22 protein-coding genes are annotated in these 22,522 nt (G+C 68.3%); 11 read left to right on the forward strand and 11 right to left on the reverse strand.

The genetic code is table 11. The features are described from left to right. Nucleotides 1-16: 16 nt before the first annotated feature. Nucleotides 17-1,195, forward strand: a complete 1,179-nt coding sequence (locus EV647_RS38705) for an alpha-amylase family protein (RefSeq protein WP_134012115.1) — start codon at nt 17-19, stop codon at nt 1,193-1,195. Nucleotides 1,196-1,288: 93 nt separating this feature from the next. Then, on the forward strand, nt 1,289-1,477 hold the full coding sequence (locus EV647_RS38710) for a hypothetical protein (protein WP_134012117.1): 189 nt from the start codon (nt 1,289-1,291) through the stop codon (nt 1,475-1,477). On the opposite strand, the gene EV647_RS38715 is transcribed toward EV647_RS38710, so the two are convergent. From EV647_RS38715 to EV647_RS38725, 3 genes are read right to left on the reverse strand one after another with little or no spacing between them, the layout of a single operon-like run. Next, nucleotides 1,466-3,196 (reverse strand): FAD-dependent monooxygenase, encoded by a 1,731-nt coding sequence (locus EV647_RS38715; RefSeq protein WP_134012119.1) that lies wholly within the window; start codon nt 3,194-3,196, stop codon nt 1,466-1,468. The genes EV647_RS38710 and EV647_RS38715 overlap by 12 nt on opposite strands. Continuing rightward, a complete protein-coding gene (locus EV647_RS38720) occupies nt 3,193-4,065 on the reverse strand; it encodes an intradiol ring-cleavage dioxygenase (protein WP_134012121.1) in 873 nt (290 codons plus the stop codon). Before EV647_RS38720 ends, EV647_RS38715 begins: the two co-directional genes overlap by 4 nt. 16 nt (nt 4,066-4,081) lie before the next feature. Beyond that, complete coding sequence (locus tag EV647_RS38725; RefSeq protein WP_134012123.1) at nt 4,082-5,200, reverse strand: maleylacetate reductase; 1,119 nt, start codon at nt 5,198-5,200, stop codon at nt 4,082-4,084. A gap of 64 nt (nt 5,201-5,264) precedes the next feature. Here EV647_RS38725 and EV647_RS38730 point away from each other — a divergent pair, with 64 nt between their 5' ends. Together EV647_RS38730 and EV647_RS38735 are read left to right on the forward strand one after the other, a co-directional pair. Further along, nucleotides 5,265-6,047: an IclR family transcriptional regulator C-terminal domain-containing protein gene (locus EV647_RS38730; protein WP_134012125.1), complete on the forward strand. Its 783-nt coding sequence runs from the start codon at nt 5,265-5,267 to the stop codon at nt 6,045-6,047. Nucleotides 6,048-6,111: 64 nt separating this feature from the next. Beyond that, the gene (locus EV647_RS38735) at nt 6,112-7,047 is read left to right on the forward strand and encodes a DUF1905 domain-containing protein (RefSeq protein ID WP_202876464.1); all 936 of its coding nucleotides are present in this window, start codon (nt 6,112-6,114) and stop codon (nt 7,045-7,047) included. A 6-nt stretch (nt 7,048-7,053) separates the two neighbouring features. Here the strand turns inward: EV647_RS38735 and EV647_RS38740 are convergent, their stop codons facing one another. Both EV647_RS38740 and EV647_RS38745 read right to left on the reverse strand, forming a co-directional pair. Continuing rightward, nucleotides 7,054-7,473, reverse strand: a complete 420-nt coding sequence (locus EV647_RS38740; protein ID WP_134012127.1) for a VOC family protein — start codon at nt 7,471-7,473, stop codon at nt 7,054-7,056. 82 nt (nt 7,474-7,555) lie between these two features. After that, nucleotides 7,556-8,575 (reverse strand): SIS domain-containing protein, encoded by a 1,020-nt coding sequence (locus EV647_RS38745; RefSeq protein WP_133786017.1) that lies wholly within the window; start codon nt 8,573-8,575, stop codon nt 7,556-7,558. A gap of 139 nt (nt 8,576-8,714) precedes the next feature. On the opposite strand from EV647_RS38745, the gene EV647_RS38750 reads away from it, so the two are divergent. Together EV647_RS38750 and fbaA are read left to right on the forward strand one after the other, a co-directional pair. Next, a complete protein-coding gene (locus tag EV647_RS38750; RefSeq protein ID WP_130388014.1) occupies nt 8,715-9,434 on the forward strand; it encodes a GntR family transcriptional regulator in 720 nt (239 codons plus the stop codon). A gap of 192 nt (nt 9,435-9,626) precedes the next feature. Beyond that, nucleotides 9,627-10,652 carry a class II fructose-bisphosphate aldolase gene (fbaA, locus tag EV647_RS38755; protein ID WP_134012129.1) on the forward strand — a complete coding sequence of 342 codons (1,026 nt, stop codon included), beginning with the start codon at nt 9,627-9,629 and terminating at the stop codon, nt 10,650-10,652. Nucleotides 10,653-10,718: 66 nt separating this feature from the next. On the opposite strand, the gene EV647_RS38760 is transcribed toward fbaA, so the two are convergent. From EV647_RS38760 to EV647_RS38770, 3 genes are read right to left on the reverse strand one after another with little or no spacing between them, the layout of a single operon-like run. Next, the gene (locus EV647_RS38760) at nt 10,719-11,690 is read right to left on the reverse strand and encodes a type IV toxin-antitoxin system AbiEi family antitoxin domain-containing protein (protein WP_238177609.1); all 972 of its coding nucleotides are present in this window, start codon (nt 11,688-11,690) and stop codon (nt 10,719-10,721) included. A 45-nt stretch (nt 11,691-11,735) separates the two neighbouring features. Beyond that, a complete protein-coding gene (locus EV647_RS38765) occupies nt 11,736-12,500 on the reverse strand; it encodes a GNAT family N-acetyltransferase (RefSeq protein WP_134012131.1) in 765 nt (254 codons plus the stop codon). 12 nt (nt 12,501-12,512) lie between these two features. Next, nucleotides 12,513-12,962: an HNH endonuclease gene (locus tag EV647_RS38770; RefSeq protein ID WP_131335989.1), complete on the reverse strand. Its 450-nt coding sequence runs from the start codon at nt 12,960-12,962 to the stop codon at nt 12,513-12,515. A 143-nt stretch (nt 12,963-13,105) separates the two neighbouring features. Here EV647_RS38770 and EV647_RS38775 point away from each other — a divergent pair, with 143 nt between their 5' ends. The 3 genes from EV647_RS38775 to EV647_RS38785 all read left to right on the forward strand — a co-directional run bounded on the left by EV647_RS38775 (nt 13,106) and on the right by EV647_RS38785 (nt 15,684). Beyond that, nucleotides 13,106-13,513, forward strand: a complete 408-nt coding sequence (locus EV647_RS38775; protein ID WP_134012133.1) for a DUF3151 domain-containing protein — start codon at nt 13,106-13,108, stop codon at nt 13,511-13,513. Nucleotides 13,514-13,556: 43 nt separating this feature from the next. Further along, the gene (locus tag EV647_RS38780) at nt 13,557-14,306 is read left to right on the forward strand and encodes a 2-phosphosulfolactate phosphatase (protein WP_202876465.1); all 750 of its coding nucleotides are present in this window, start codon (nt 13,557-13,559) and stop codon (nt 14,304-14,306) included. A 172-nt stretch (nt 14,307-14,478) separates the two neighbouring features. Continuing rightward, complete coding sequence (locus EV647_RS38785) at nt 14,479-15,684, forward strand: MFS transporter (RefSeq protein WP_134012138.1); 1,206 nt, start codon at nt 14,479-14,481, stop codon at nt 15,682-15,684. Here the strand turns inward: EV647_RS38785 and EV647_RS38790 are convergent. Next, on the reverse strand, nt 15,671-16,489 hold the full coding sequence (locus EV647_RS38790) for a helix-turn-helix domain-containing protein (protein WP_134012140.1): 819 nt from the start codon (nt 16,487-16,489) through the stop codon (nt 15,671-15,673). The genes EV647_RS38785 and EV647_RS38790 overlap by 14 nt on opposite strands. Before the next feature lie 57 nt (nt 16,490-16,546). Here EV647_RS38790 and EV647_RS38795 point away from each other — a divergent pair, with 57 nt between their 5' ends. Then, nucleotides 16,547-17,032 carry a VOC family protein gene (locus EV647_RS38795; protein ID WP_134012142.1) on the forward strand — a complete coding sequence of 162 codons (486 nt, stop codon included), beginning with the start codon at nt 16,547-16,549 and terminating at the stop codon, nt 17,030-17,032. Nucleotides 17,033-17,300: 268 nt separating this feature from the next. Then, complete coding sequence (locus EV647_RS38800) at nt 17,301-18,581, forward strand: adenylosuccinate synthase (protein WP_134012146.1); 1,281 nt, start codon at nt 17,301-17,303, stop codon at nt 18,579-18,581. 21 nt (nt 18,582-18,602) lie between these two features. Here EV647_RS38800 and EV647_RS38805 read toward each other — a convergent pair whose 3' ends face one another. Next, the gene (locus EV647_RS38805; protein ID WP_134012150.1) at nt 18,603-20,438 is read right to left on the reverse strand and encodes a serine/threonine-protein kinase; all 1,836 of its coding nucleotides are present in this window, start codon (nt 20,436-20,438) and stop codon (nt 18,603-18,605) included. Nucleotides 20,439-20,503: 65 nt separating this feature from the next. Further along, entirely contained in the window at nt 20,504-22,498 is a 1,995-nt protein-coding gene (locus EV647_RS38810) for a sialate O-acetylesterase (protein WP_166680535.1), read from the reverse strand. Nucleotides 22,499-22,522 lie beyond the last annotated feature (24 nt).

Below are 22,522 nucleotides of genomic sequence, written 5' to 3' on the forward strand. Positions count from 1 at the left end.
TATCCGAGGAGGCGACATGTGGCCTGATCATGCGATCTGGTGGCAGATCTACCCGCTGGGCTTCACTGCGGCTGAGGCGACGGCCCAGCAGACGGTCGTGCATCGCCTGCCGCAACTGGAGAACTGGCTCGACTACGCGATCGACCTGGGCTGCAACGGGATCCTCCTGGGACCTGTCTTCGCCTCCGAAACGCACGGCTACGACACGGTCGACCACTTCCGGATCGACCCGCGTCTCGGGGACGACGCCGACTTCGACCACCTGATCGCCCAGGCGCACTCCCGCGGCCTCAGAGTCGCCCTCGACGGCGTCTTCAACCACGTCGCCCGTTCCTTCGCCCATCCGGAATGGTTCCGCCGCGGTGGTCTCGACACCTTCGAGGGTCATGAACATCTCGTGGCCCTCGACCACAGCAACCCCGAGGTCGCGCAGTACGTCGGTGACGTGGTGCGGTTCTGGAACGACCGCGGTGTCGACGCGTGGCGCCTGGACGCGGCGTACGCCGTACCGCCCGAGTTCTGGCGCGATGCGCTGCCGCGGGACCGCGACACCTGGTACTTCGGTGAGGTGATCCACGGCGACTACGCCGCGTACGTCGAGAAGAGCGGGCTCGATTCCGTCACGCAGTACGAGCTCTGGAAGGCGATCTGGAGTTCGCTCAACGATCGCAACTTCTACGAGCTCTCGTACGCGCTCGGCCGGCACAACGCGCTGCTCGACACGTTCGTCCCGCAGACGTTCGTCGGCAATCACGACGTGACACGGCTCGCGACCCGGCTCGAGGACGAACGCCATCTCGGCCATGCGCTGGCGATCCTGTTTGCGGTCGGCGGCGTACCGAGCGTCTACTCAGGCGACGAGCAAGCGTTCCGCGGTCTCAAGGAGGACCGCGCCGGCGGGGACGACGCGATCCGGCCGGCGTTCCCGGGGTCGCCCGGCGAGTTGGCGGCGTACGGCCGGCCGACATACCGCCTGCACCAGGAACTCATCGGCGTACGGCGGCGGCATCCGTGGCTGACCCGGGCGCGGACGACTGTCGAGCATCTCACCAACGAGTCACTCGCGCTGCGAAGCACGCACGGTGAGGAGTCGGTCCTCCTGCTGTTGAACATCTCCGATCAGGAGCAGCGGTTCCCGCTCGCGGACACGCCACCCGTCCCGGCCCACAGCTGGGAATTGTTGACAGGTCCGTAACCTTCCTCCACTTGCGCCCGTTGTTCTCGGTGAGACAGAAGTGAGGCTTCCCGTCGCGCTGGATCTGGTGACGGGACACATGGGGGTTTGCTGATGAACACTCTGTGGGACGAACTGATACACGAGCTGGGCACCGTGCGCGCGTTGAGCGCCGCGGCTCTGGAGGCGCGGTCGGAGACCTCGCGGGTCGCGCTGATCACCTTGCTGGACGCCGAGACCGCGGAGATCTCGGCGATCCTCGACCGCATCCTCCGCGAGGACGCTGCCTCTTCAGCGGCCTAATACAGCATCGACCGCCTGCCGGAGCGCTTGCGTCGGATCGTCGGGCTGGTCGAACGCGCGGTACGCGATGTGCGCGTCGGGCCGGACGAGCAGACAGCCCTCGTCCGGGATCTCGCGCACGCGCGCCCAGTCGCCGTACAGGTCGTCCAGCTCACGACCCGGACCGATCACGAACGGCTCGATCGGTACGCCGAGCTGCTCGGACACGGACTGCGCCGCCTTCACCCACGCGTCGCCGCCGATGCCGGTGAGCAGAGTGAACCGGCCCTTCCCGACCACGTCCAGGGTGCTCACCGTGTCCGATCCGCGCGTCAGCCAGCAGTGCGGGATCCGGGCCCCGGGCCAGGTCGTCGGGTGGTAGTACAGCTCGTGATCCCGCTCGTACGGCGGCTCCGGCGTACCGTCGTCGACCACGGCAGACGAGCGGTAGCGCTGCCCGAGCTCGACACCGTGCGCGTTGAACTCGTAGTCCTTCAGCTCGATCGCCTTCCGCAGCTCCTCGCGCTGCGCGGCGCCCTCCGGGGTGTCGTCCTTGCGCGACTCGATCGTCCGCCCGGCCGGCGCGTCCGGCGTCATGCCGAGCGCCCGGAAGATCTGGCCGAACTGGTTGCGGCTCTTGTTGGCGCGGTCAACGATCTGCCGCGCGATCGGGGCACGCTCGGCGTCGTAGCTCTGCAGCAGCTCGGGCGCGGCCTGGCCCTTGAGGACCAGAGCGAGTTTCCAGGCCAGGTTGTACGCGTCCTGGATCGAGGTGTTCGACCCGAGCCCGTTGCTCGGCGGGTGCCGGTGGATCGCGTCGCCCATGCAGAACACGCGGCCCTTGGAGATCTTCTCGGCGTACATGTGGTTGACGCTCCAGACCGACGTACTCTTCAGCTTCACGTCGATCGTGTCGTCGCCGACCAGGTTGTGCACGATCTCGGTCGCCATCGCCTCGTCGACGACCGGTGCGGGCTGGTTGATGTCGTAGCCCCAGACGACGAGCCATTCGTTCCACGGGCGGACCATCCGGACGAGGCCCGCGCCGATCCCGCCGATCTGCGCACCGGGCTGCAGTACCCAGTACAGAACGCTCGGGCGATGCGCGACGTACCGGCTCAGGTCGGCCTCGAACACGATGTTCATCGAGCCCTCGATGTCCATCGCACCGGCCATCGGCAACTCGAGGTCCTGGGCAACCTTGCTCCGCCCGCCGTCGGCGCCGATCAGGTATTTGGCGCGGATCTGGTACGTCGTGTCACTCAGCCGATCCCGCACCGTGGCGGTGACGCCGTCGTCGTCCTGCTCCAAGCTCACGTACTCCGTGTCGAAGCGGAGCCGCGCGCCGCGACTGGCCGCCGTACTGACCAGGATCGGCTCGAACAGCGTCTGGGGGAGATCCATGGGGAGACAGGGACTTGCCTCTGTGTAGTCGGCCAGACGGCGTGGATGTGTGCCCCAGGTGCGGATCCGGCCGATCTCCTCGCCGGCCAGGCTGGTGCAGAACGCGGTCTGACCCATCAGGTCGTGCGGGGTGCCCTTGTCGGTCACCTGGTCCTCGATGCCTACGTCGCGCATCAGCTCGATCGTGCGCTGGTTGGTGATGTGCGCGCGGGGCGTGTTGGCGGTCCATCCGTACCGGGTGAGGACGATGTTGTCGACGCCGTACGTGGACAGGAAGAGGGAGGCGGCGCCACCGGCCGGGCCACTACCGACGACAAGAACGTCTGTGGTGATCATTGCTGGGCCTCCTCGGTGGTGGCGAGCACCAGGTCGTAGTCGACGGTGTAGAAGGGCTGGTCCGGCGTACTGCCGTCGGGGGCCTCGGTGCCGGGCGGGTGCTCGGTGAAGTCGGCGATGAGTGACTGCTTGACGCCGAACACCGCGTCGGTGTCGAGGTATTCGTCGCCTGCCGCGAAGACGTGCGTGATCAGGCGGCTGTACCCAGGGGCCGTGACCATGAAGTGGATGTGCGCCGGGCGCATCGGACCGCGACCGCCGGCGCGTAACAGCTCGCCGACCGGCCCGTCGTCGGGGATCGGATAGGCGACCGGCTTGACCGCCCAGAACCGGTAGTGGCCGTTGGCGTCGGTCGTCAGATGGGCGCGGTTCTGCGGACCGTCGAGCTCCTTCTGTACATCGTAGAACCCGTCCTCGTCGGCCTGCCAGGTCTCGACGAGCGCGCCCGGGATCGGCTCGCCCTTGATGTTGAGGACACGCCCGCTCACCAGGCACGGCTGTCCAGGGGCACCGTTCGAGATGTCACCGCCGAGCTGTACTTCGGGAGATCCCTCGACGAAGAACGGCCCGAACACCGTGGACTGCGTGGCCTCGGGCGGTTTCCGGTTCCCCAGACCGACGGTGAGCATCGACAGCCCGAGTACGTCGGCCAGCAGCACGAACTCCTGTCGCGTGCCGGTCGAGATCTGACCGGTCCGGGTCAGGAAGTCGATCGCGGTGAAGTACTCGTCCTCGGTGAGGTCGACCTCGCGTGCGAACGCGTGCAGGTGGCGCACGAGGGCGCTCATCACCTCCCGGTAGCGGTCGCTCGGACTGTCCCCGAAGCTGGCCACTACGGCCGCGGTCAGATCATCGCCTTGCAGGTCCATCCGGTCTCCTCGCTCATCAAGGTCGCGTACCGGACCAGGCGCGGGTGAGAATCTCCCGCACCAGGTCCTCCGTCACCGGGATCGGATTGTCCGTGGGTTTGAACGCCGCGGTTGCTTCCGCGACCTGCGCCTCGGTCAAGCCCAGCTCCCGCAAACTCGTTGGCACTCCCGCTGCCTGAAACAGGTCGAACAGTCCGTCTGCCAGATCTGTTGTGCCCAGTGCGGCTTCCAGCCGTGTTTTCGCTTGTGGAACTGAGGAAGCGTTGACGCGAGCAACCTGAGGAAGTACCGCCGCATGCGTCTCTGCGTGCGGCAGGTTGTAGGTGCCACCCAGCAGATGGCACAGCTTGTGATGCAGGCCGGTCCCAGCTGTCGCCAATGCCGAGCCCGCCAAGCAGGCGCCGTACAGAAGGTTGCTTCGAGCATCTAAGTCGCCGGGCGCTCGCAACACGTCCCGCATTCCGTTGCTCAACGCCCGCAGCCCTTCCACCGCGGTCAGCTCGGTGATCGGATCGGCCTTCGGTGTCCAGACCGCCTCCACACAATGCGCGATCGCATTCGCGACACTCGCCGCCGTCACCTTCAACGGCAACTCCCGGCTCAACACCGAGTCGTAAACAACCACCCGAGGCAACACCCGCACATCAGTCCCGGTGCTCTTACGGCCATCTGTCGTCTCGCCCCACACCGGCGTCATCTCAGACCCTGCGTAGGTCGTGGGCACAGCAACAACCACCACCGCACGCCCGTCGACCGCCTCGCTTGCGGGTGGGGCGGCGGTGGTGAGGGCGATTGCTTTGGCGAGGCCGATTGCAGAGCCGCCACCGATGGCGACGACCGCGTCAGCTCCGGCCTCGCGTGCCTTCGCCCGCGCGTCCTCGGCCACCTCGGTGGGGACGTGCTGTGCCACGCCGTCGATCCGGCCGGCGAACAAGTCACCCAGTTGAGCCTCGACCACGTCAGCCGCAGCCCGCGCGGAGTTCGTCGCGATCACGAGCACCCGCCGTACCCCGAGGGCTTCGACCTCGGTCGCGACCCGGTCGAGCGCGCCGGCTCCGAACACCACCCGCCCGGGCAGGAAGGTGTGCACGAACCCAGCGCCAAGCGCCGCCTCAGGCTCGACTGGACGTGGCATCGGCAGCTCCGCTAGGATTTCGCTCAGCGAATAGTTCTTCTTTCAACGAAAAGTAGGCTAGCCGATGCCGGGTGACGCGTCTACAGGCACGTTTCTGCAGGGTCTGGAGCGAGGCCTCGCGGTGATCCGCGCGTTCTCCACCGAGGCGCCGTCGTTGACCCTCAGCGAGGTGGCGCGCGCAGTCGGCATCACGCCCGCGACAGCGCGCCGGATCCTGCTCACGCTGGAGGAACTCGGCTATGTACGCAGCGACAACCGCCGCTTCTCCCTCACCCCGCGCGTCCTCGCCCTCGGCTGGGCGTACCTCTCCTCCCTGGACCTCGGCGAACTTGCCGGCCCGTTCATGGAGGAACTGAGCGCCAAGACCCGCGAGTCCTGCTCGATCGCAACCCTCGATCTCCCGGACATCGTGTACGTCGCCCGCGTGCCGACCAGCCGGATCATGACAGTGGCGCTCGGAGTCGGCGCCCGGCTGCCGGCGTACCCGACCTCGATGGGCCGTGTTCTCCTGGCCGCGTTGCCCGACGACGAGCTGACGGCGTACCTCGAAACCTTGCAGGCCGAGCCGCTCACCGATCGCACGATCACGGCCCCGGGCGACCTGCGCGCCAGCATCACCCAGGCCCGCGCCGATGGTTACGCCCTTGTCGACCAGGAACTCGAACTCGGCCTCCGCTCCATCGCTGCCCCCATCCACGACTCCCGCGGCCGCGTCATCGCCGCACTCAACGTCTCCGCGCACGCCTCCCGATCGACCCCGACGTCCCTCTGCGAGGAATTCCTCCCGCACCTTCAGCAAGCCGCCACCCAGATCACTACGGCGCTGACCCACCGCGGCAACTTCTGATCGACCGGAAATCGGTGCCGAATCCGGAAGCGGGCTGTCCGGAACCCGGCCTAGCATCTGACCCATGCATCAGTCGTTCAGCGGCGAGGTCATCGAGTGGCGCGGTCCAGCGCCGTACTTCTTCGTCCCCGTGCCGGAGGAGGAAGGCGACGCGCTACGAGCCGTGGCCTCAGCTGCCAGCTACGGCTGGGGAATGCTGCCGATCCGCGCCCGGATCGGCAGCACCGAGTGGAAGACGTCCCTGTACCCGAAGGACGGCAGCTACCTGCTCCCGCTGAAGGACGCAGTACGCAAGCCGCACGGACTGGACGCGGGCGACACCGTGGATGTCCGGCTCATGCTGGACGCGCTGCCCGAGAGGGAGAAACGCCCCGCACCTCCACGGCTGCCCCGCCCATCGGGCTCCCGAGAACCGATCGCCGCGGAACAACTCACGATCGTCCCGGCGAACCAGGCGACCGCCGAGGATCTCAAGGCGATCTTCGGTACCAGCGGAGACACCGCACGCTGCTCGTGCCAACGGTTCCGGATGCTGCCCAAGGAGTCCTGGGCCTCGGAAGGACCCGAAGAGCTCGCCGCCCGGCTGCGCGACCAGACCGCCTGCGGAAACCCCGAGGCCAAGACCACGAGCGGCCTGGTCGCGTATCTCGACGGCGAGCCCGTCGGCTGGTGCGCCGTCGCCTCGCGCGCCGACCACCCGAGGCTGCGCCGCGACAACCGTGTCCCTTGGCTGGGCCGCAACGAGGACAAGGCCGACAGGACTGTTTGGGCCGTGACCTGCTTCGTCACCCGCGTGGGCTATCGGCGCCGCGGCATCAGTCGTGCGCTCGCCCGAGCCGCCGCCGACTTCGCCCGTGAACGCGGCGCCCGCGCCGTGGAGGGCTACCCGGACTTCGTCGACGGCGGATCGGTCGGCACTCTCGGCACGTTCGCCGACGCCGGCTTCGTCGAGGTGAGCCGGCCGGGCAAACGCCGCGCTGTCCTGCGGATCGACTTCTGAACAGCCTCAGGCCTTCAGTTCTTCGAGAATCTGCAGGTAGTGCGGGTTGTTCATGATGCCGACGAGATTGCCGAACGGGTCGACGACCGACGCGGTGCGGAAGCCCGTGTTGTTGCCTCGCTCAACGATTCCCTGGTTGAGCGTCGCCCCGAGCTCGAGCAGCCGCGCGAGCGTGCCCTCCAGGTCGTCGACGTGCCAGTTGACGATCGCCCCGGCCGCCACCGGCCCGACCTGGTGCGTCGCGTACTTGGCGTCGATGATTCCCAGTTCGCACTGGAAGTCCCCGAACCGGAACTCGACGTACGCCGGCTCCTCCGCGGTCGGCACGGCGTAGTACGCCTCGATCCCCAGCAACTCCTCGTACCAGGTCCGTGCCGCCTTCACGTCGCCCGCGTAGAAGCTGACAGTCGCAAGCCCTCGCAACATCGTGGTGGTCCTCTCTCAGGTGTTGCCCCGGTTGATGACCACCACGATTCCACCCAAAGTGCTCACCGAGTGAGCACTTTGTTCAGTCGGTTTGGGTGACCTTGCGCAGGCCGCGGGGGGCGTCGGGGTCGAGGCCGAGTTTGCGGGCCAGGAGCTCGATGGCGCGTTGGGCCGGGATGACCAGGGCGAGCGGCGCCAGCGTCTCAGGGAGGTCGGGGCCGGCCAGATTCACGTCGCAGCGGGAGGCGAAGGTCGGGTCGCCGCCGATGCCGAGGATCTTGCTGCCCTTCTCGCGGACGATGCCGGCCAGCTCGGTCATACCGGCCAGCGCAGGGCCTTCGCCCGCCGCGACCAGGATCGTCACCAGGTCGGAGTCGACGACCGCGATCGGGCCGTGCTTCAGGTCGGCGTACGAGAGTCCGCGGACCGGCTGCAGGCAGGTCTCCTCGAGCTTCAGTGCGACCTCGAGCGTCGTGCCGAACGTCAGTCCGCGACCACTCGCGAGCACGTCGTGCGCCGCCGCCAACAGGTCCGCCGCCGCCTCGACCGACCCCGACAGCATCTTGGTCGCGGCGTCCGGGACTCGCGCGATGTCGGCGTCGAGCGTCCCCGGCCGCGGCGCGAGCGCGTCCACGGCGACCGTGATCGCCGCCAGCTGCGTCGTGTACGTCTTCGTGGCCGGTACGGCGAGTTCCTGGCCCGCCTGCGTGATCAGGGCGACGTCCGCCGTCGAGGCCAGCGGGCTGTTGCCGTCGTTCGTGATGCCGACGATCGCCGCGCCGTTCCGCTTCGCCCACTCGGCCGTGTCGACGATCTCCTGGGTCGCGCCCGACTGGCTGACGGCGACCACCAGCGAGTTCGAGAGGTCCAGGTTCGCGCCGTACAGCGTGGCCACCGAAGGAGCGGCCAGCGACGCCTGCCGGCCGGCGTGGATCTCGGTCAGGTAGCGGCCGTAGACGCCCGCGTTGTCGGACGATCCGCGCGCCACGAAGATCACGTTCCGGCGCCCGGCGGCCAGCCGGGTGATGTCGTGCCGCAGCGGCAGGACATGCTCGAAAGTCGCGGCGAGCGCGGCCGGCTGCTCGGCGATCTCGGCCGCCATCCGGGTCTCTTGGGCGGGGACAGACACCACTACGATCACTGGTCCTATCTGGTCTTAACAGGTATGCTGCGCACGATAGCAGTGAGCGGCGTCCCGGGGCACCCCCGAGACCCGCCCAGGTCTGGAGGATCGAGATTCCATGGTGGCGACGAAGCGGGCCCAGGTCCGATCGGTGCTGGAACGGCTGATCGACGTCGAGCTGCATCCCGGGGACCCGATCCCCTCCGAACGGGCCCTGGTGGACAAGCTGAACGTCTCCCGGGTGACCGTCCGGCAGGCGATCAGCGACCTGGTCGAGTCCGGCGCCCTGGAACGGGTGCACGGCAAGGGGACCTTCGTCACCGGTCCGCAGGTCGACTCGCAGCTGCACCTGACCTCGTTCTCCCGGGAGATGCGGGCCCGTGGGCTCGAGCCCGGGACGGTGGTGCTGTCGGCCAGCGAGATAGAGGCCTCCGACGAGACCGCGAAGGGCCTGCGGGTCGCGAAGGGCACCAAGGTGATCCGGGTCGAGCGGCTCCGCACGGCCGACGCGTCGCCGATGGCCTACGAGGTCGGCTATTACCCGTCCGCGCTCTTCCCCGGCCTGCTCGGCCGCGAGCTCGGCACTCTGTACGACGTCTTTGCCAGTGAGTACGACGTCGTCGTCACCTCCGGTGAGCAGACCGTCCGGGCGGACAACGCCGACGGTCATGTCGCCCGGGTGCTCGGCGTGGCCCGGCGGGCACCCCTGCTGGTCCTCGAGCGCACCACCTTCGCCGGCCGCAAGGTCGTCGAACTGTCCTGGTCGGCCTACCGCGCCGACCGCTACCGGCTGCACATGGCCCTGACCCCCCGCGGCCCGCGCACCGGGTCGGCCTGAGTCCGACGCGCGGTCGTCATCGGGCCGCAACGAACTGGACCTGTCCTGTTCATCAACTGGTCTACATCCCTGCCGTTCGCTCCCCGGCCACCGGGCCGGCTCGGCAGGTGGGCCGCCGGATCCGACGAAGCACCCAGCGGCAATACTGGAGCCGAACCCCCGAGAACTGTGTTGTGAGGAGTACCGCGAGACATGCCTATTGCAACCCCTGAGGTCTACGCCGAGATGCTGGACAAGGCCAAGCAGAACCGCTTCGCCTACCCGGCCATCAATGTCAGCTCCTCGCAGACGCTGATCGCCGCGATCCGTGGTTTCGCCGAGGCGGGCTCGGACGGCATCGTCCAGGTCTCCACCGGCGGTGCCGACTACCTGTCCGGTTCCACCGTGAAGAACATGGTGACCGGCTCGGTCGCCCTGGCCGCCTACGCGCACGAGGTGGCCAAGAACTACCCGGTGAACATCGCGCTGCACACCGACCACTGCCCGAAGGACAAGCTCGACGGTTTCGTCCGGCCGCTGCTGGCGATCTCCGCCGAGCGCGTCGCCCGGGGCGAGAACCCGCTGTTCCAGTCGCACATGTGGGACGGCTCGGCGGTGCCGCTGACCGAGAACCTGGAGATCGCCAAGGAACTGCTGGCCCGGACGGCCGCGGCGAAGGTCGTCCTGGAGATCGAGGTCGGCGTCGTCGGGGGCGAGGAGGACGGCGTCGCCAACGAGATCAACGAGAAGCTGTACACCACCGTCGAGGACGGCCTGGCCACGGTCGAGGCGCTCGGCACCGGTGACCACGGCCGTTACCTGACCGCGCTGACCTTCGGCAACGTGCACGGCGTCTACAAGCCGGGCGCGGTCAAGCTGCGGCCGGAGATCCTCGCGGAGATCCAGGAGGCGGTCGGCGCCAAGGTCGGCAAGGAGCGCCCGTTCGACCTGGTGTTCCACGGCGGATCCGGGTCGACGCTCGAGGAGATCCGGGCAGCGGTCGACAACGGCGTCATCAAGATGAACGTCGACACCGACACGCAGTACGCGTTCACCCGGCCGGCGGCGGGTCACATGTTCGCCAACTACGACGGCGTGCTGAAGGTCGACGGCGAGGTCGGCAACAAGAAGGCCTACGACCCGCGCTCGTGGGGCAAGGCGGCCGAGGAAGGTATGGCGAAGCGCGTCGCCGAGGCGTGCGAGGACCTTCGCTCGACGGGCACGTCGCTGAACGCCTGACATCATCTGGTCCTCCTGTAGGGGGTCTGCGAAGGGCTCACCGCCATCGGGCGGTGGGCCCTTCTGTCACATCCGAGCCAAGTCGAAATGCCGGACTCCGGTGCGGCGGGCGGCTCGGGTGAACGTGGTACGGATGCGGTCGGCCACGGTCGGTGGGTCGGCGAGGTCGGCCCAGGAGATCCAGCAGTGCTCGACGGGTTGCGGTCCGTCGGGGTCGGCGGCGGCCGGCTCGGGGACCGGCTCCTCGGCGGAAGGCTCGAATTCCTCGCACCAGAAGGGGAAACGCGGTTCGAACTCGACGACGGTGCGCTCGTCGGGGAACCACAGACCTTCGGCTGCGGATCCGTCGGGATCAGCTGCTTCGGAATCGGGTGGTGGTGACGAGCTGGGTGCGGGAAGACCCGCGTCGGCGAGGATGACGCGCAGGCGGGACTCGGCGATCGAGGCCGATCCGGTGAGCTGGTCGAGGACTCTGGAGGCCCGTCTGGCACCGTGGTCGAGCGTCGCGACCGCACGGTTCAACGTGCGCCGGTTGACGAGTCCGGCGTACATCGCGGCGTCGGCGAGCACAATCGCGGGCGCGGGTGGTGCGGTCGCGGCCACCTCGGCGATTGCCCGGGCGGGCGAGGCCATCCGCAGCCTGTTCCAGAGTTGGACGCCCGGGCCCACTGGGTCGCGGATGTGGCGGTGGACGCCGCGTAGCCGGCCGGAGCGACCGTCCGAGGCGGTGACGTGGACGCGGGTGAGGTCGAGACCCCAGACAGGCAAGGCATGCAGAGCCGCGGCCGACTGATGGCTGGCGAACACGCCGGAGCCGCTGGCGCGCAGGACCTGGTAGATCCGGCGCAGGTAGAGCACCTCGTCGGTGACGAGCATGAGTGAACGGTGAGCGGCATAGCTCCCGCGCCGGATCCGTCGCCAGGAGCCGGACTGCAGCAGGGAGTCGATATCAGCGTCGTGGTAACCGGAGGCACGTGCATCGGCCCGGGTGAACACACCACCCCGGATCGACGCCATCACGGCAAGTTGAGGATTCATGCCCAAGAACGTGCCGCGATCCGACCCCGCTCGGACCCACGACTTTCAACCTGTGGAGAACTCGTGCCGCACCCAGACATTCGGCTCGACGTACACCGCGCGATCGGCGACGACGTCACACTCCACCGGAACCAGCGCGCCCGGTACTTCGACGGGACCGCTGCGGTCGAACGGAAGCCTGGTCCAGGAGCGCCATTCCGCCAGCGATCCCGCGATCACCCACGATGCCGGTGCGACGCCGGCGATTCGGCCGCCGGCGCGTACGTGGGTGCGCAGCCATGGGTCGAGGGGGAGACCGTCGGGGCGGGTGCGGACGGCGTAGTCGTCCATCGCGACCGAGGGCTCGAGATGCTTGTGCGTCGGGCGTACTGGCGCATCGAGAGCGTTGAGGCCGAGCCCAGCCGCTGCCTCGCGGAGTGCGGTGAGGAGGAGGGCAGCGACGCCCTCGCCCTGGAAGTTTCGGGCGACGCTGATGTTCAGGGCGCAGGCGGTGTCAGGCTGGACGCCGTGGCGGACGTCGGTGAAGGCGCGAACGACCGACTGTTCCCAGCCTCCGGCGGGAAAGTTGCCGTCGGAGAGTTGGACGGCGTGGGCATCGCCGACGGGTTTGCCGTCCGAGGTGGCGATCAGGCAGGTCTCGGCGAACGTCTCGACCGTCTGGGCGAAGTAGGCCTCGGAGACGCGGTTGTGGCGCATGAAGGCCGGCCAGTCGCCCACGTCGATGTCGGCGTGGGCGAGGTCCGGGCGGTCAGCGACGGTGGTGATCTCGAGGGTGCGCCCGGAGGGCAGCCGGTGCCTGGAAGCGGGCATAAAAAAGGCCCGTCATGTGTCTATGACGAGCTCTGCGCGGGTTGGTACCCAGGGTTGCCAGAGGAGGGGCATGCCGGCCTCGGACGGGGTGCGGTTGCCTTTCCGCTCGTTGCAGGAGGCATGGGCGGCGACAGCGTTCAGCCACTCGGTGCGGCCGCCTCTGGACCTGGGTTGGACGTGGTCCATGGTGTCGGCGTTCTCGAGACCGCAGTACGCGCACCGGAACTTGTCCCGCCGCAGGACGCCGTGCTTGCTGTACTTCATCCGGCCGGCCGCGTAACGCCAGTGGGTCACGACGTACCGGACCAGGCGGAGGACTCGAGGAACCGGAAACGGGCCGATAGTTCGCTCTCCGTGCGACTCTTCGACGACTGCGACCTCCCGCACCAGCATCCGGATGGCGTGCTGGATCGAGACGGTGTGCAGCGGTTCGTACGACGCGTTCAGGACTATGACGCTCATCCGGTGCCTCCTTCCGGCCGTAGCTGGGAACCACGGCGGTTGATGCAGGGTCTCAAGCATCCGTGGCCGCCGGGTGAACGGTCAACGGATTTCGCCAGACGGTCACGTGCCGGTACGGCTGCGTGATCGGCGAAGATGTGCTTATGGAATTGAACAATCTGCTCTCAGGTCCACCCGAGACACTACTACCGGTCGACCCGGCCGCGGCGGAACTCGCCGACGGGGCCGCTCCGGCCGACGTCGCGGCCAAGTACCCGACGTCGTCGCTGGCCTGGGCGGTGCTCGCCGAGGGGGCGCTGGCGGACGGGCGCACGATCGAGGGGTACGCGTACGCGCGCACCGGCTACCACCGGGCCCTCGACCTGCTCCGCCGGAACGGCTGGAAGGGCCACGGGCCGGTGCCGTGGGAGCACGAGCCGAACCGTGGATTCCTGCGCGCGCTGGCGGCGCTGGGCAAGGCCGCGGCGCTCATCGACGAGAAGGACGAGGCCGAGCGCTGCGCCACGTTCCTGCGCGACTCGTCGCCGGCTGCTGCCGACGCTCTGCGCTGAAACCTGCTTGTGGGGTTGGACGCCCGGCGGAATGATCTGCCGGGTGACCAGCCCTTACGCGCAGGCCGGATTCGGCATCGGGTTCGAATGGGGGCCGGTCGGCGCCGGGGTCGTTTCCGGCGACATCGTCGCGGTCGTCGACGTGCTGTCGTTCACCACAGCGGTGACCGTCGCGGCCGACCTCGGAATCGACGTCTACCCGTATCGATGGCGCGACGAGACGGCGGTTGCGTACGCCGAGCAGTACGGCGCCACGCTCGCGGTCGGGCGGTCCGCGGCCGGTCCTGACGACGTAAGCCTCTCGCCGGTGTCGATCAGGCGGCGAGTGACGGGAATCACCAGGTTGGTGCTGCCCTCGCCCAACGGATCGACCATCGCGAAGCAGTTGAGTGACAGCGGTGCTGTGGTGGTTGCGGTGTCGCTGCGTAACCGAGCCGCGGCTGCTGAGTGGGTGACGAAGCAGTTGAGCGAGCGGCCGACGGCGAAGGTCGTGGCGATTGCCGCGGGCGAGCGATGGAAGGACGGGTCGCTCAGACCCGCGGTCGAGGACCTCTGGGGTGCCGGCGGGTTCCTGAGTGCGCTCCAGGGTGACAACCTTTCCCCGGAAGCACGGGCGGCAGTTGCGGCGTACGACGCGGCGGCGGGTGAGCTCCCGCGGCTGCTGCACGAGTGCGCCGGCGGTCGCGAACTCACGCAGTACGGCTATCCGGAGGACGTCGCGATCGCGGCCGAGGTGGATGAGAGTCGCAGTGTGCCCGTGCTCCGGGACGGTATGATGTTCCGGTCAACTTGAACCATCGAGGTTTCTGCCCGTTGACAGTGCCGGCAGGCGGTGAGCGTCCCCCCTTCCTCTCGAAGGGAAACTGTCTGCCGAACATGGACGGTTCTTGGCGGACGGACAGACCGGCGAAGCTGGACGCCCACGGTCGGGTCCCCGCCCCAACAGGGCAGCGGAAGGTCTCACCGTGCCGGCTCTCACCGGACGGATCGACACGCCCACCAACACCTACGCAGCGGTTCTGCGTACTCCGGGCGCGTGGAAGTTCTACCTAGCAGCGGCCCCGGCGCGGATCGGGATCGCCATGACCGGCCTCGGCATCGTCTGGCTGGTCCACGGATCGACCGGCTCGTACGCCGCGGCAGGTAGCGTCACCGGCGGCTTCGCCGTCGCCGAAGCGGTCGCCGGACCGCAGGTCGCCCGGCTGATCGACCGTTTCGGTCAGACCCGGATGTTGCCCGTGACACTGCTGGCACACGCCACGACGATGGCGTTGCTCATCGGCCTCACGGTCTCGCACGCCTCCCTGTGGTCACTCGTCGTGACCGGCGTCCTCGCCGGTGGATCGCTACCGCAACTGAGTGCGCAGACTGGGGCCCGTTGGTCGCACGCACTCCGGAACACGCCGCTCCTGTCCACAGCGTTCGCCTTGGAGGCGTTCAGCGTCGGCGTCGCCTTCATGGTCGGCCCTGGACTGGTCGGCATCGTGAGTTCGTCCAGCAGCCCGGCCATAGGTTCGGTCCTCGCCACGAGTCTCCTGCTGTCCGGTGGCTTCCTCCTGGCAGTGCAGCGAGGTACTGCGCCGCCGCCGAGCGCGCCAGGTCATCATCAGAGTCCCAAACGCTTGCTGCACAAGCGATTCGTCGGCCTGGTCGGCACGAACGTCGGCATTGGCCTGTTCTTCGGCAGCATGCAGGTCTCGGTCACAGCGTTCGCAGTCGCACGAGGTACGCCGGGCATCGCCGGGCCGCTCTACAGCATCACCAGCCTGGTGAGTCTGTTCGCCGGTCTCCTGTACGGCGCGAGGCGCTGGCGGATCGCTCCGGAGACGCAGTTCGTCATCGCCTTCGTCTGGCTGACCGTGAGCTGTCTGCCCTTGATCGCGGTGCACAGCCCACTGGCCGCAGCTTTCGCGTTGACGCTCCCCGGCCTGGCGATAGCGCCGTTCCAGACCCTGTCGGCGGTGCTGACCGAGTCGGCCGTCGAATCCGCGGTGCTGACCCAGGCCTTCACCTGGGTGAACTCGGGCGGCGCCGCGGGCATGGCGCTCGGCTCGGCGTTCGCCGGCTGGGTCGTCGACGGGCACAGCCCGCAGCACGGCTTCACCGTCGCACTCGGAGCGGCCCTGATGGCAACCGCGATGGCGGTGATGGTGAAGCTCAGCGGTAGGTGATCTGGCGTTCGGCTGCGGCGCGGGCTGCGTATTCGGCCGGCGTCAGTCCGATCTGCTGCTTGAACTCCTTGGAGAAGTGGGCCTGGTCGAAGTAGCCGAGGGATGCGGACAGCTCCGCGAGCTCGGCGACTTCGCCCTGGGCTAGCAGCTCCGCGCCGTCGTGCAGCCGAAAGCGCCGCAGCACCCACTTCGGACCCACCCCGACGTACCGCCGGAAGAGCCGCTGCAGTGTGCGGATCGGTACGCCGAAACGCTCGGTGATCTCGTCGACGCGGGCCACCGAGCGGTCGGCCGCCATCGTCGACACGATCTCCCGGACCAGCTCGTACGACGGATCGGGCGGCGCCAGGTGATCGCGGAGGAACGCCTCGAACACCGCGCGCCGCCGTACGTCGGACTCGGCCTCGAACATCAGGTCCGCGAGCCGATCGCCGTCCGGGAAGACTGCGGTCAGCGGCAGCACCTCGTCGCGGAACGAGCCGACATCGAGACCGGTGATCGCGCCGAAGCCGCCGGCCCAGAACTTCACCCCGAACGCACGCCCGCGACCGCGCAGCTCCCGCTCGAACTTGCGCGTGCAGACGCCGTTCACGAAGGCGCCGCCCGGCTGCTCGAACGTCACGTTCACCGCCGGGAACGGCAGCACCTCGGCCGTGTACGGCTCGTCGAGATCCCACTCCACGATCCAGTACCACTCGACGAACCGCCCTGCCTCCGGCCCCGGCGCGAGCCGGTTCAGCGAACGATGGCGGGCCTGCTCGCGCGGATGCAGGATGCCCTTCTCGCTGTCGGCTGGCTGGGTCAACGCGGGCTGTCGCTTTCTTACAAGACCGTCCGGCGGTCAGCGGATTGACTTGATGTCATGACGACGAACACGGTAAACCCCATCCCCGACGGTTATCACTCGCTGACCCCGTACCTCGCCGTCGCGGACGGGCCGAAGGCGATCGAGTTCTACCAGTCGGTCTTCGGGGCCGAGGTGATCAGCCGGCAGGACATGCCGGACGGGCGGGTCGGTCAGGCGGAGCTCAAGTTCGGCAACTCGATGCTGCAGCTGAGCGACCAGATGCCGCAGATCGGGCTGCGGGCACCGAACGGCGAGTGGGTGCACTCCTCGCTGGTGCACTACGTCCCGGACGTGGACGCGACGTATGCGAAGGCAATCGCAGCCGGGGCGAAGCCGGTCGAAGAGGTGCAGACGTTCATGACCGGCGACCGGTTCGGCACGGTCATCGACCCGTTCGGCCACCGGTGGGCGATCCTGACGAAGGTCGAGGACGTCTCGCGCGAGGAAGCGGACCGGCGGGTGAAGGAGTGGCTGGCCTCCAACCCCGAGGGCCTGGACTAGCCGAAAAGAGGAAGCGGCCCGCCGGAACCGTCCCCTGCGGCAGTTTCGGCGGGCCGCTGACTAAGAGTGTGCACGCGATCACGGAAAATGGCAACCCGTCACCTGATGAAACAGTGACTTGAAACGGTCGCTGGAGGGTTGTGGACAAGCCCGTAACGAGTGAGCTCCGGTCCGGTAGGCTTTGGTCGCAAGAGCCTGGATGCGTTGCCGGACGAATGTCCGGTGAACGTCTCCGGGCTTCACCGTTTCAAAGCACAGGAGGGCTGAGATGCCCGCAATCGTGCTCGTCGGCGCCCAGTGGGGCGATGAGGGCAAAGGCAAGGCGACCGATCTGCTCGGCAACACGGGCGAGGTCATCGACTACGTGGTGAAGTTCAACGGCGGTAACAACGCCGGCCACACGGTCGTGATCGGGTCCGAGAAGTACGCGCTGCACCTGCTCCCGAGCGGCATCCTCACACCGGGTGTCACCCCGGTGATCGGCAACGGGGTCGTGGTCGACCTCAGCGTGCTGTTCGAGGAGCTCGACGCGCTGCAGGCGCGCGGAGTGGACACATCCCGGCTGGTGGTCAGTGCGAGCGCGCACGTGATCCCGCCGTACAACCGGACTCTCGACAAGGTCACCGAGCGGTTCCTCGGCAGCCGCCGGATCGGTACGACGGGCCGTGGCATCGGTCCGACGTACGCCGACAAGATGAACCGGATCGGGATCCGGATCCAGGACCTGTACGACGAGAAGATCCTCGAGCAGAAGGTCACCGGTGCGCTGGAGCAGAAGAACCAGCTGCTGGTGAAGGTGTACAACCGGCGCGCCGTCGAGATCCGCGAGGTCCTCGACGAGCTGCTCGCGTACGCCGACCGCCTGCGGCCGATGGTCGCCGACACGAGCCTGCTGCTGAACAAGGCGCTCGACGGCGGCAAGACCGTACTGATGGAGGCCGGTCAGGCCACGCTGCTCGACGTCGACCACGGCACCTACCCGTTCGTCACCAGCTCGAACGCGATCTCCGCGGGCGCCTGCACCGGCACCGGCATCCCGCCGACCCGGATCGACCGCGTGATGGCCGTCGTGAAGGCGTACACCACCCGCGTCGGCGAGGGGCCGTTCCCGACCGAACTGCTCGACGCGGACGGCGAATGGCTGCGGACCCAGGGCGCCGAGTTCGGCGTCACCACGGGCCGTCCGCGGCGCTGCGGCTGGTACGACTCCGTCATCGCCCGGTACGCCGCCCGCGTGAACGGTGTCTCCGACTTCGTCCTCACCAAGCTCGACACCCTCACCGGTCGCGAGCGGATCCCGGTGTGCGTCGCGTACGACGTGAACGGCGTCCGGCACGACGAGATGCCGATGACCCAGACCGACTTCCACCACGCGGTCCCGGTCTACGAGGAGTTCGACGGCTGGTCCGACGACATCACCGGCTGCCGCGCGTTCGACGACCTGCCGAAACAAGCGCAGACCTACGTCCGCGCGGTCGAGTCGCTCAGCGGCGCCCGCATCTCCGCCATCGGCGTGGGTCCGGAGCGCAGCCAGATCGTCCAGCTCTGAGACGAGCCGAGGACCTCCCCGTCAGTTGCCGATGATGGGGAGGTCCCGGATGAACGGGGCGTTGCGCAGGTCGCCGAGGGTCGGACGTTCGATGTTCGGCGTCTGGATCGGGCTCCGCGCCCAGCCGGCGCCCTCGCCCTGCGTGGCCAGGTAGAACGTCAGGCCGCCGATCGCCAGCAGTACGACGGCAATCAGGCCGGAGAACCAGTGCGCCCGGAACGTGTTGCGTGCCGTGATGTGCGCACCGCGGCGCAGTGAGCTGCCGCCAGGACCCCACCAGCAACAGAACAGGGCGGTCAACGCCGCCGTACCGAAGCCGACGGCCGACAGCGGCTCCCACTCGAGCCCGTACGCCGAGGCGGCGACGCCGGTGACGATGCCGCCGACAACAACCGCCGTGAGCAGCGGCAGGATCAGGCACGGCAGCGTGATCAGGGCTGCCGTGGCGAGCTGTACCGGGCTGGCGGCCAGCGCGACAAGGCCGTCCGACTTCCCGGACCGGCCACGGATCTGACGGCGCCGCATGAGCGCCGTACTCGAGCGATCGACCGTCCGGGCGAGCACCAGCAGCAGGATGGCCACAACTGTGCCGAAGCCCGGAGTCAGAGCGACCAGGCCGGTGAGCGCGAGCATGCAGCCGACGATGATCGCAGTACGCCGACCAGTCGGTGGAGCTTTGACCGCTTGGGCCGGCTGGACAGGCACCGGTTGAGCAGGCTGCTGGTAGGGCACCGGCGGACCACTCTGGTACGGCGGCGCACTCTGATAGGGCGCATACGGATCGTAAGGCTGCGCCGGAGGTGCCTCAGCCACCGGCTTCTTCGCGGCAGCGTCGCGGATCTTGTCCCGGATCGGGGTGAACGCGGACAGCGGCGGAATCACCGGCGGAACCAGTTGCGCCACCTCGGTCGGCGTCGGGCCTGTCGGCTCCTCGACCGCGGGCTCCTCCGTCGGCATGAGCCGCGTCACCAACTTGGTCGGCGGTACGGCGGCCACCGTCTGAGCCTCACGTGGCGGGAGCGCGTCGCGACCCTCGGCGTACCGGCTGAGGCCGGTCATGATCTCTTCCTGTGTCGGCCGGTCGGCCTTGTTCGGTGAGAGCGCTGCGGCGAGCAGTGACTTCAGCCGCGGGTCCAGCCCTTCCAGGTCGGCCTGTCCCGAGTGCACCCGGGCCAGGACCGCCTCGAACGGCCCCTTGCCGAACGGCCGGCGTCCGGTCGCGGCGAACGCAGCAGTGGCCGCCCAGCCCCACCAGTCCGCGGACTGCGACACCATCTCGCCTTCGATGAGCTCAGGTGCCAGGTAGCCCGGCGTACCGATCACCAGACCGGTCTGAGTGAGCCGCAGGTCGTCGGCGGCCTGGGCGATGCCGAAGTCGATCATCACCGGCTTGCCGTTGCACATCATCACGTTGCCGGGCTTGAGGTCGCGGTGGATCACTCCAGCCGCGTGGATCGCCTGGAGCGATTCGGCGAGGCAGCCGGCCAGTGGGAGCCACTTGCGCGGGGTCAGCGGTCCACGCTCGTCCACCTGTTCGTCCAGCGGGCGACCAGGAACGAAGCGTGTCACCAGGTACGGCCGCTCACCCTCCAGGTCGTGGTCGAGGATGCCTGCCACGCCAGGGTGGTTCACCTTCTGCAGTGTGGTCGCTTCGCGCTGCAACCGGGCCCGTGCGATCGGGTCGTGTGCCACGTGCGAGCGCAGTACCTTCAGCGCCACCTCTTGGTGTTCGGGTCCCTCGGCCAGGTAGACGACACCCATGCCACCCTGTCCGAGCCGTCGGATCAGCCGGTACGGCCCGACCCGCTCTTCCACCTCCTCTTCGTGGGTGGAAGGCGGCCCCCCTGTCACTGACATGCCTTCTACGGTACGTCGACATCAGACCAAGGGCGGCCGGTGCACCGGCCGCCCTTTCGCTGAGGTCAGCTGATCGGCAGGGCGAAGGTCAGTAGACCCGTTCCGATGGCGTTCGTGATCCATGGGCCCGCACGCAGATGAGCCTGATAGGTGAGGGCAGTCGCTCCGGTTGGCGGACCGGACAGCTGCAGCACCAGCTTGCCTGGCTGGTACGCGACAGATGTCACTGTGACCGCAGCGCCGTCCACTCGGAAGTCAGCGGCAACACCTTCCTCCACGGTGAGCGGATCGGTTGATCGCAGCTGGACCGTGAGCTGTGAGCCACTGGCCGTGACAGTGCGCGGGTTCGGCGGAGCCACGCCGGACGGTCCGCCGTACAGGTCGCGGGCCAGTACGGCGTACGTGTGGTCACCCATGTCGCGGTATCCACCGGCGTACGCGTAGTGGCAGCCGTCGTGGCCGGACAGCCCTGTGGTCGACAGCACGGTGACGCCGAGCGTGTCACCCATCTCACGCTGTGCCTCGCGGAGACTCGTGCTGGTCGAGTTCCCGCAGGGCGACGTACGGACTTGGTAGACGTAGTACTTCGGTGTCGTGCCGAAGTCGGAGCGCCAGTCCTGCAAGAGTGATGTGAAGCCGCTGACGTGCACGGCCGCGTTGTCGTTGTCGGACTCGCCCTGGTACCAGAGAACGCCGCGGAGCTGCCCGATGACGCCTGCGGCCGTCAGGCGCTGCCGAAGCCGGCCGTAGTTGGTGGCGATGTCGTCAGGGTTCGCGTCGTTGCGCTGGAAGAAGCTGATCGGCTGACCGCCGTGCGCGCCGTTGACGAGTGCGATCGGGACCTTGTACTTGTCGACGAGCTGCCTGCCCATCCGGATCGCCCACTGCCCGACCGAGCCGGACTGCCGGGACACGTCGCCGGTCGCGTAGCCCCACACGCGGTCCGCGGCGGAGATCGTCGGATCGGAGACCGGACTGCCGAAACTGCGCAGGTACGGCGATTCCTCGCCACTCGCGGCGCCGTTGTACATCGACGCTTCCGCATTGGACTGCCCTTGGACGACGTACGCATCACCGGACACGATGCCCTCGCGGCGAGCCACCACCCGGCCGAGCGCCCGCAGCTCGAACGTGTACTCGTGCAACCCAGCACGGATCCGCGGCGTGAACCGGAACTGCCTCGACGCCGAGGTGTAGAGGTCCGTCTTGCCGTTGCTGGTCACCGCCAACTGCACGCTCTTGACCCGTGGATCCGTCATGCGTCCCGCGACAGGCACCGTCGCGCCACCCTTGCTGTCACGCGGCACCAACTGACGATCCTGAGGCGACTCGGTCAGTGTGACGATCGAAGTGCGCACGTACGCCGTCAGCCGACGCTGGCTGTACTGCGCTGCGTTGCCGGCGAATGTCCAGTCCGGATCGGCAGTGGGCCTCGCGCCGATGCCGAGCGACAGCAGACTGGTGTCCGACTGGGTGAAGGTGTTGATCGCGAGCACCGGCTTCGCGGGCACGGTCGACGGCCGCGTCGGCCCGACCTGCGAGACCTGGAACGAGCCGTAACCGAGGGGCGTGGTCGGGCTGTCGTCGGCGTCGTACGTCATCGCCGACGCGTTCGCCACTTGGCCACTCGCCGTCTTCGCGTACTGGTTCGGCCACATCTCCAGGTAGCCGGACTGACCCGTGCCTTCGGTCACGCCGGGCACGTTTGACCGCACTTCGAGGTCGCCGACGCGTTGGCGCACGATCTCGCCCGGTCGGGTCGGCAGACCGATCCGCCGGGCGTCGGTGCTGAACGGTTCCATCGCGGTCCACACCCACTGCCCGTCGAGTTCCAGGCAGTAGCCGACACGGTCGAAGTTGGACCCGATCTCCGCAGTCCGATCGAGGCTGTAGGGCGGGGTCGTGTTCAGGTAGTTGGCCTGTTCGGGCAGATCCAGTTGCAGGACGGGTGTGAACCCGGCGGCTGCGGCATCACACGCAGTGGCTGCACCAGCGGGTGTCGGAACGACGACAAGGGATGCGGCGAGCAGAGTCAGGACAACAGCGGCAGGACGTCTCACTGTGGACCTCCGGGGCGGCGGGGG

The organism is Kribbella sp. VKM Ac-2566, assembly GCF_004366005.1.
Lineage (GTDB): Bacteria > Actinomycetota > Actinomycetes > Propionibacteriales > Kribbellaceae > Kribbella > Kribbella pratensis.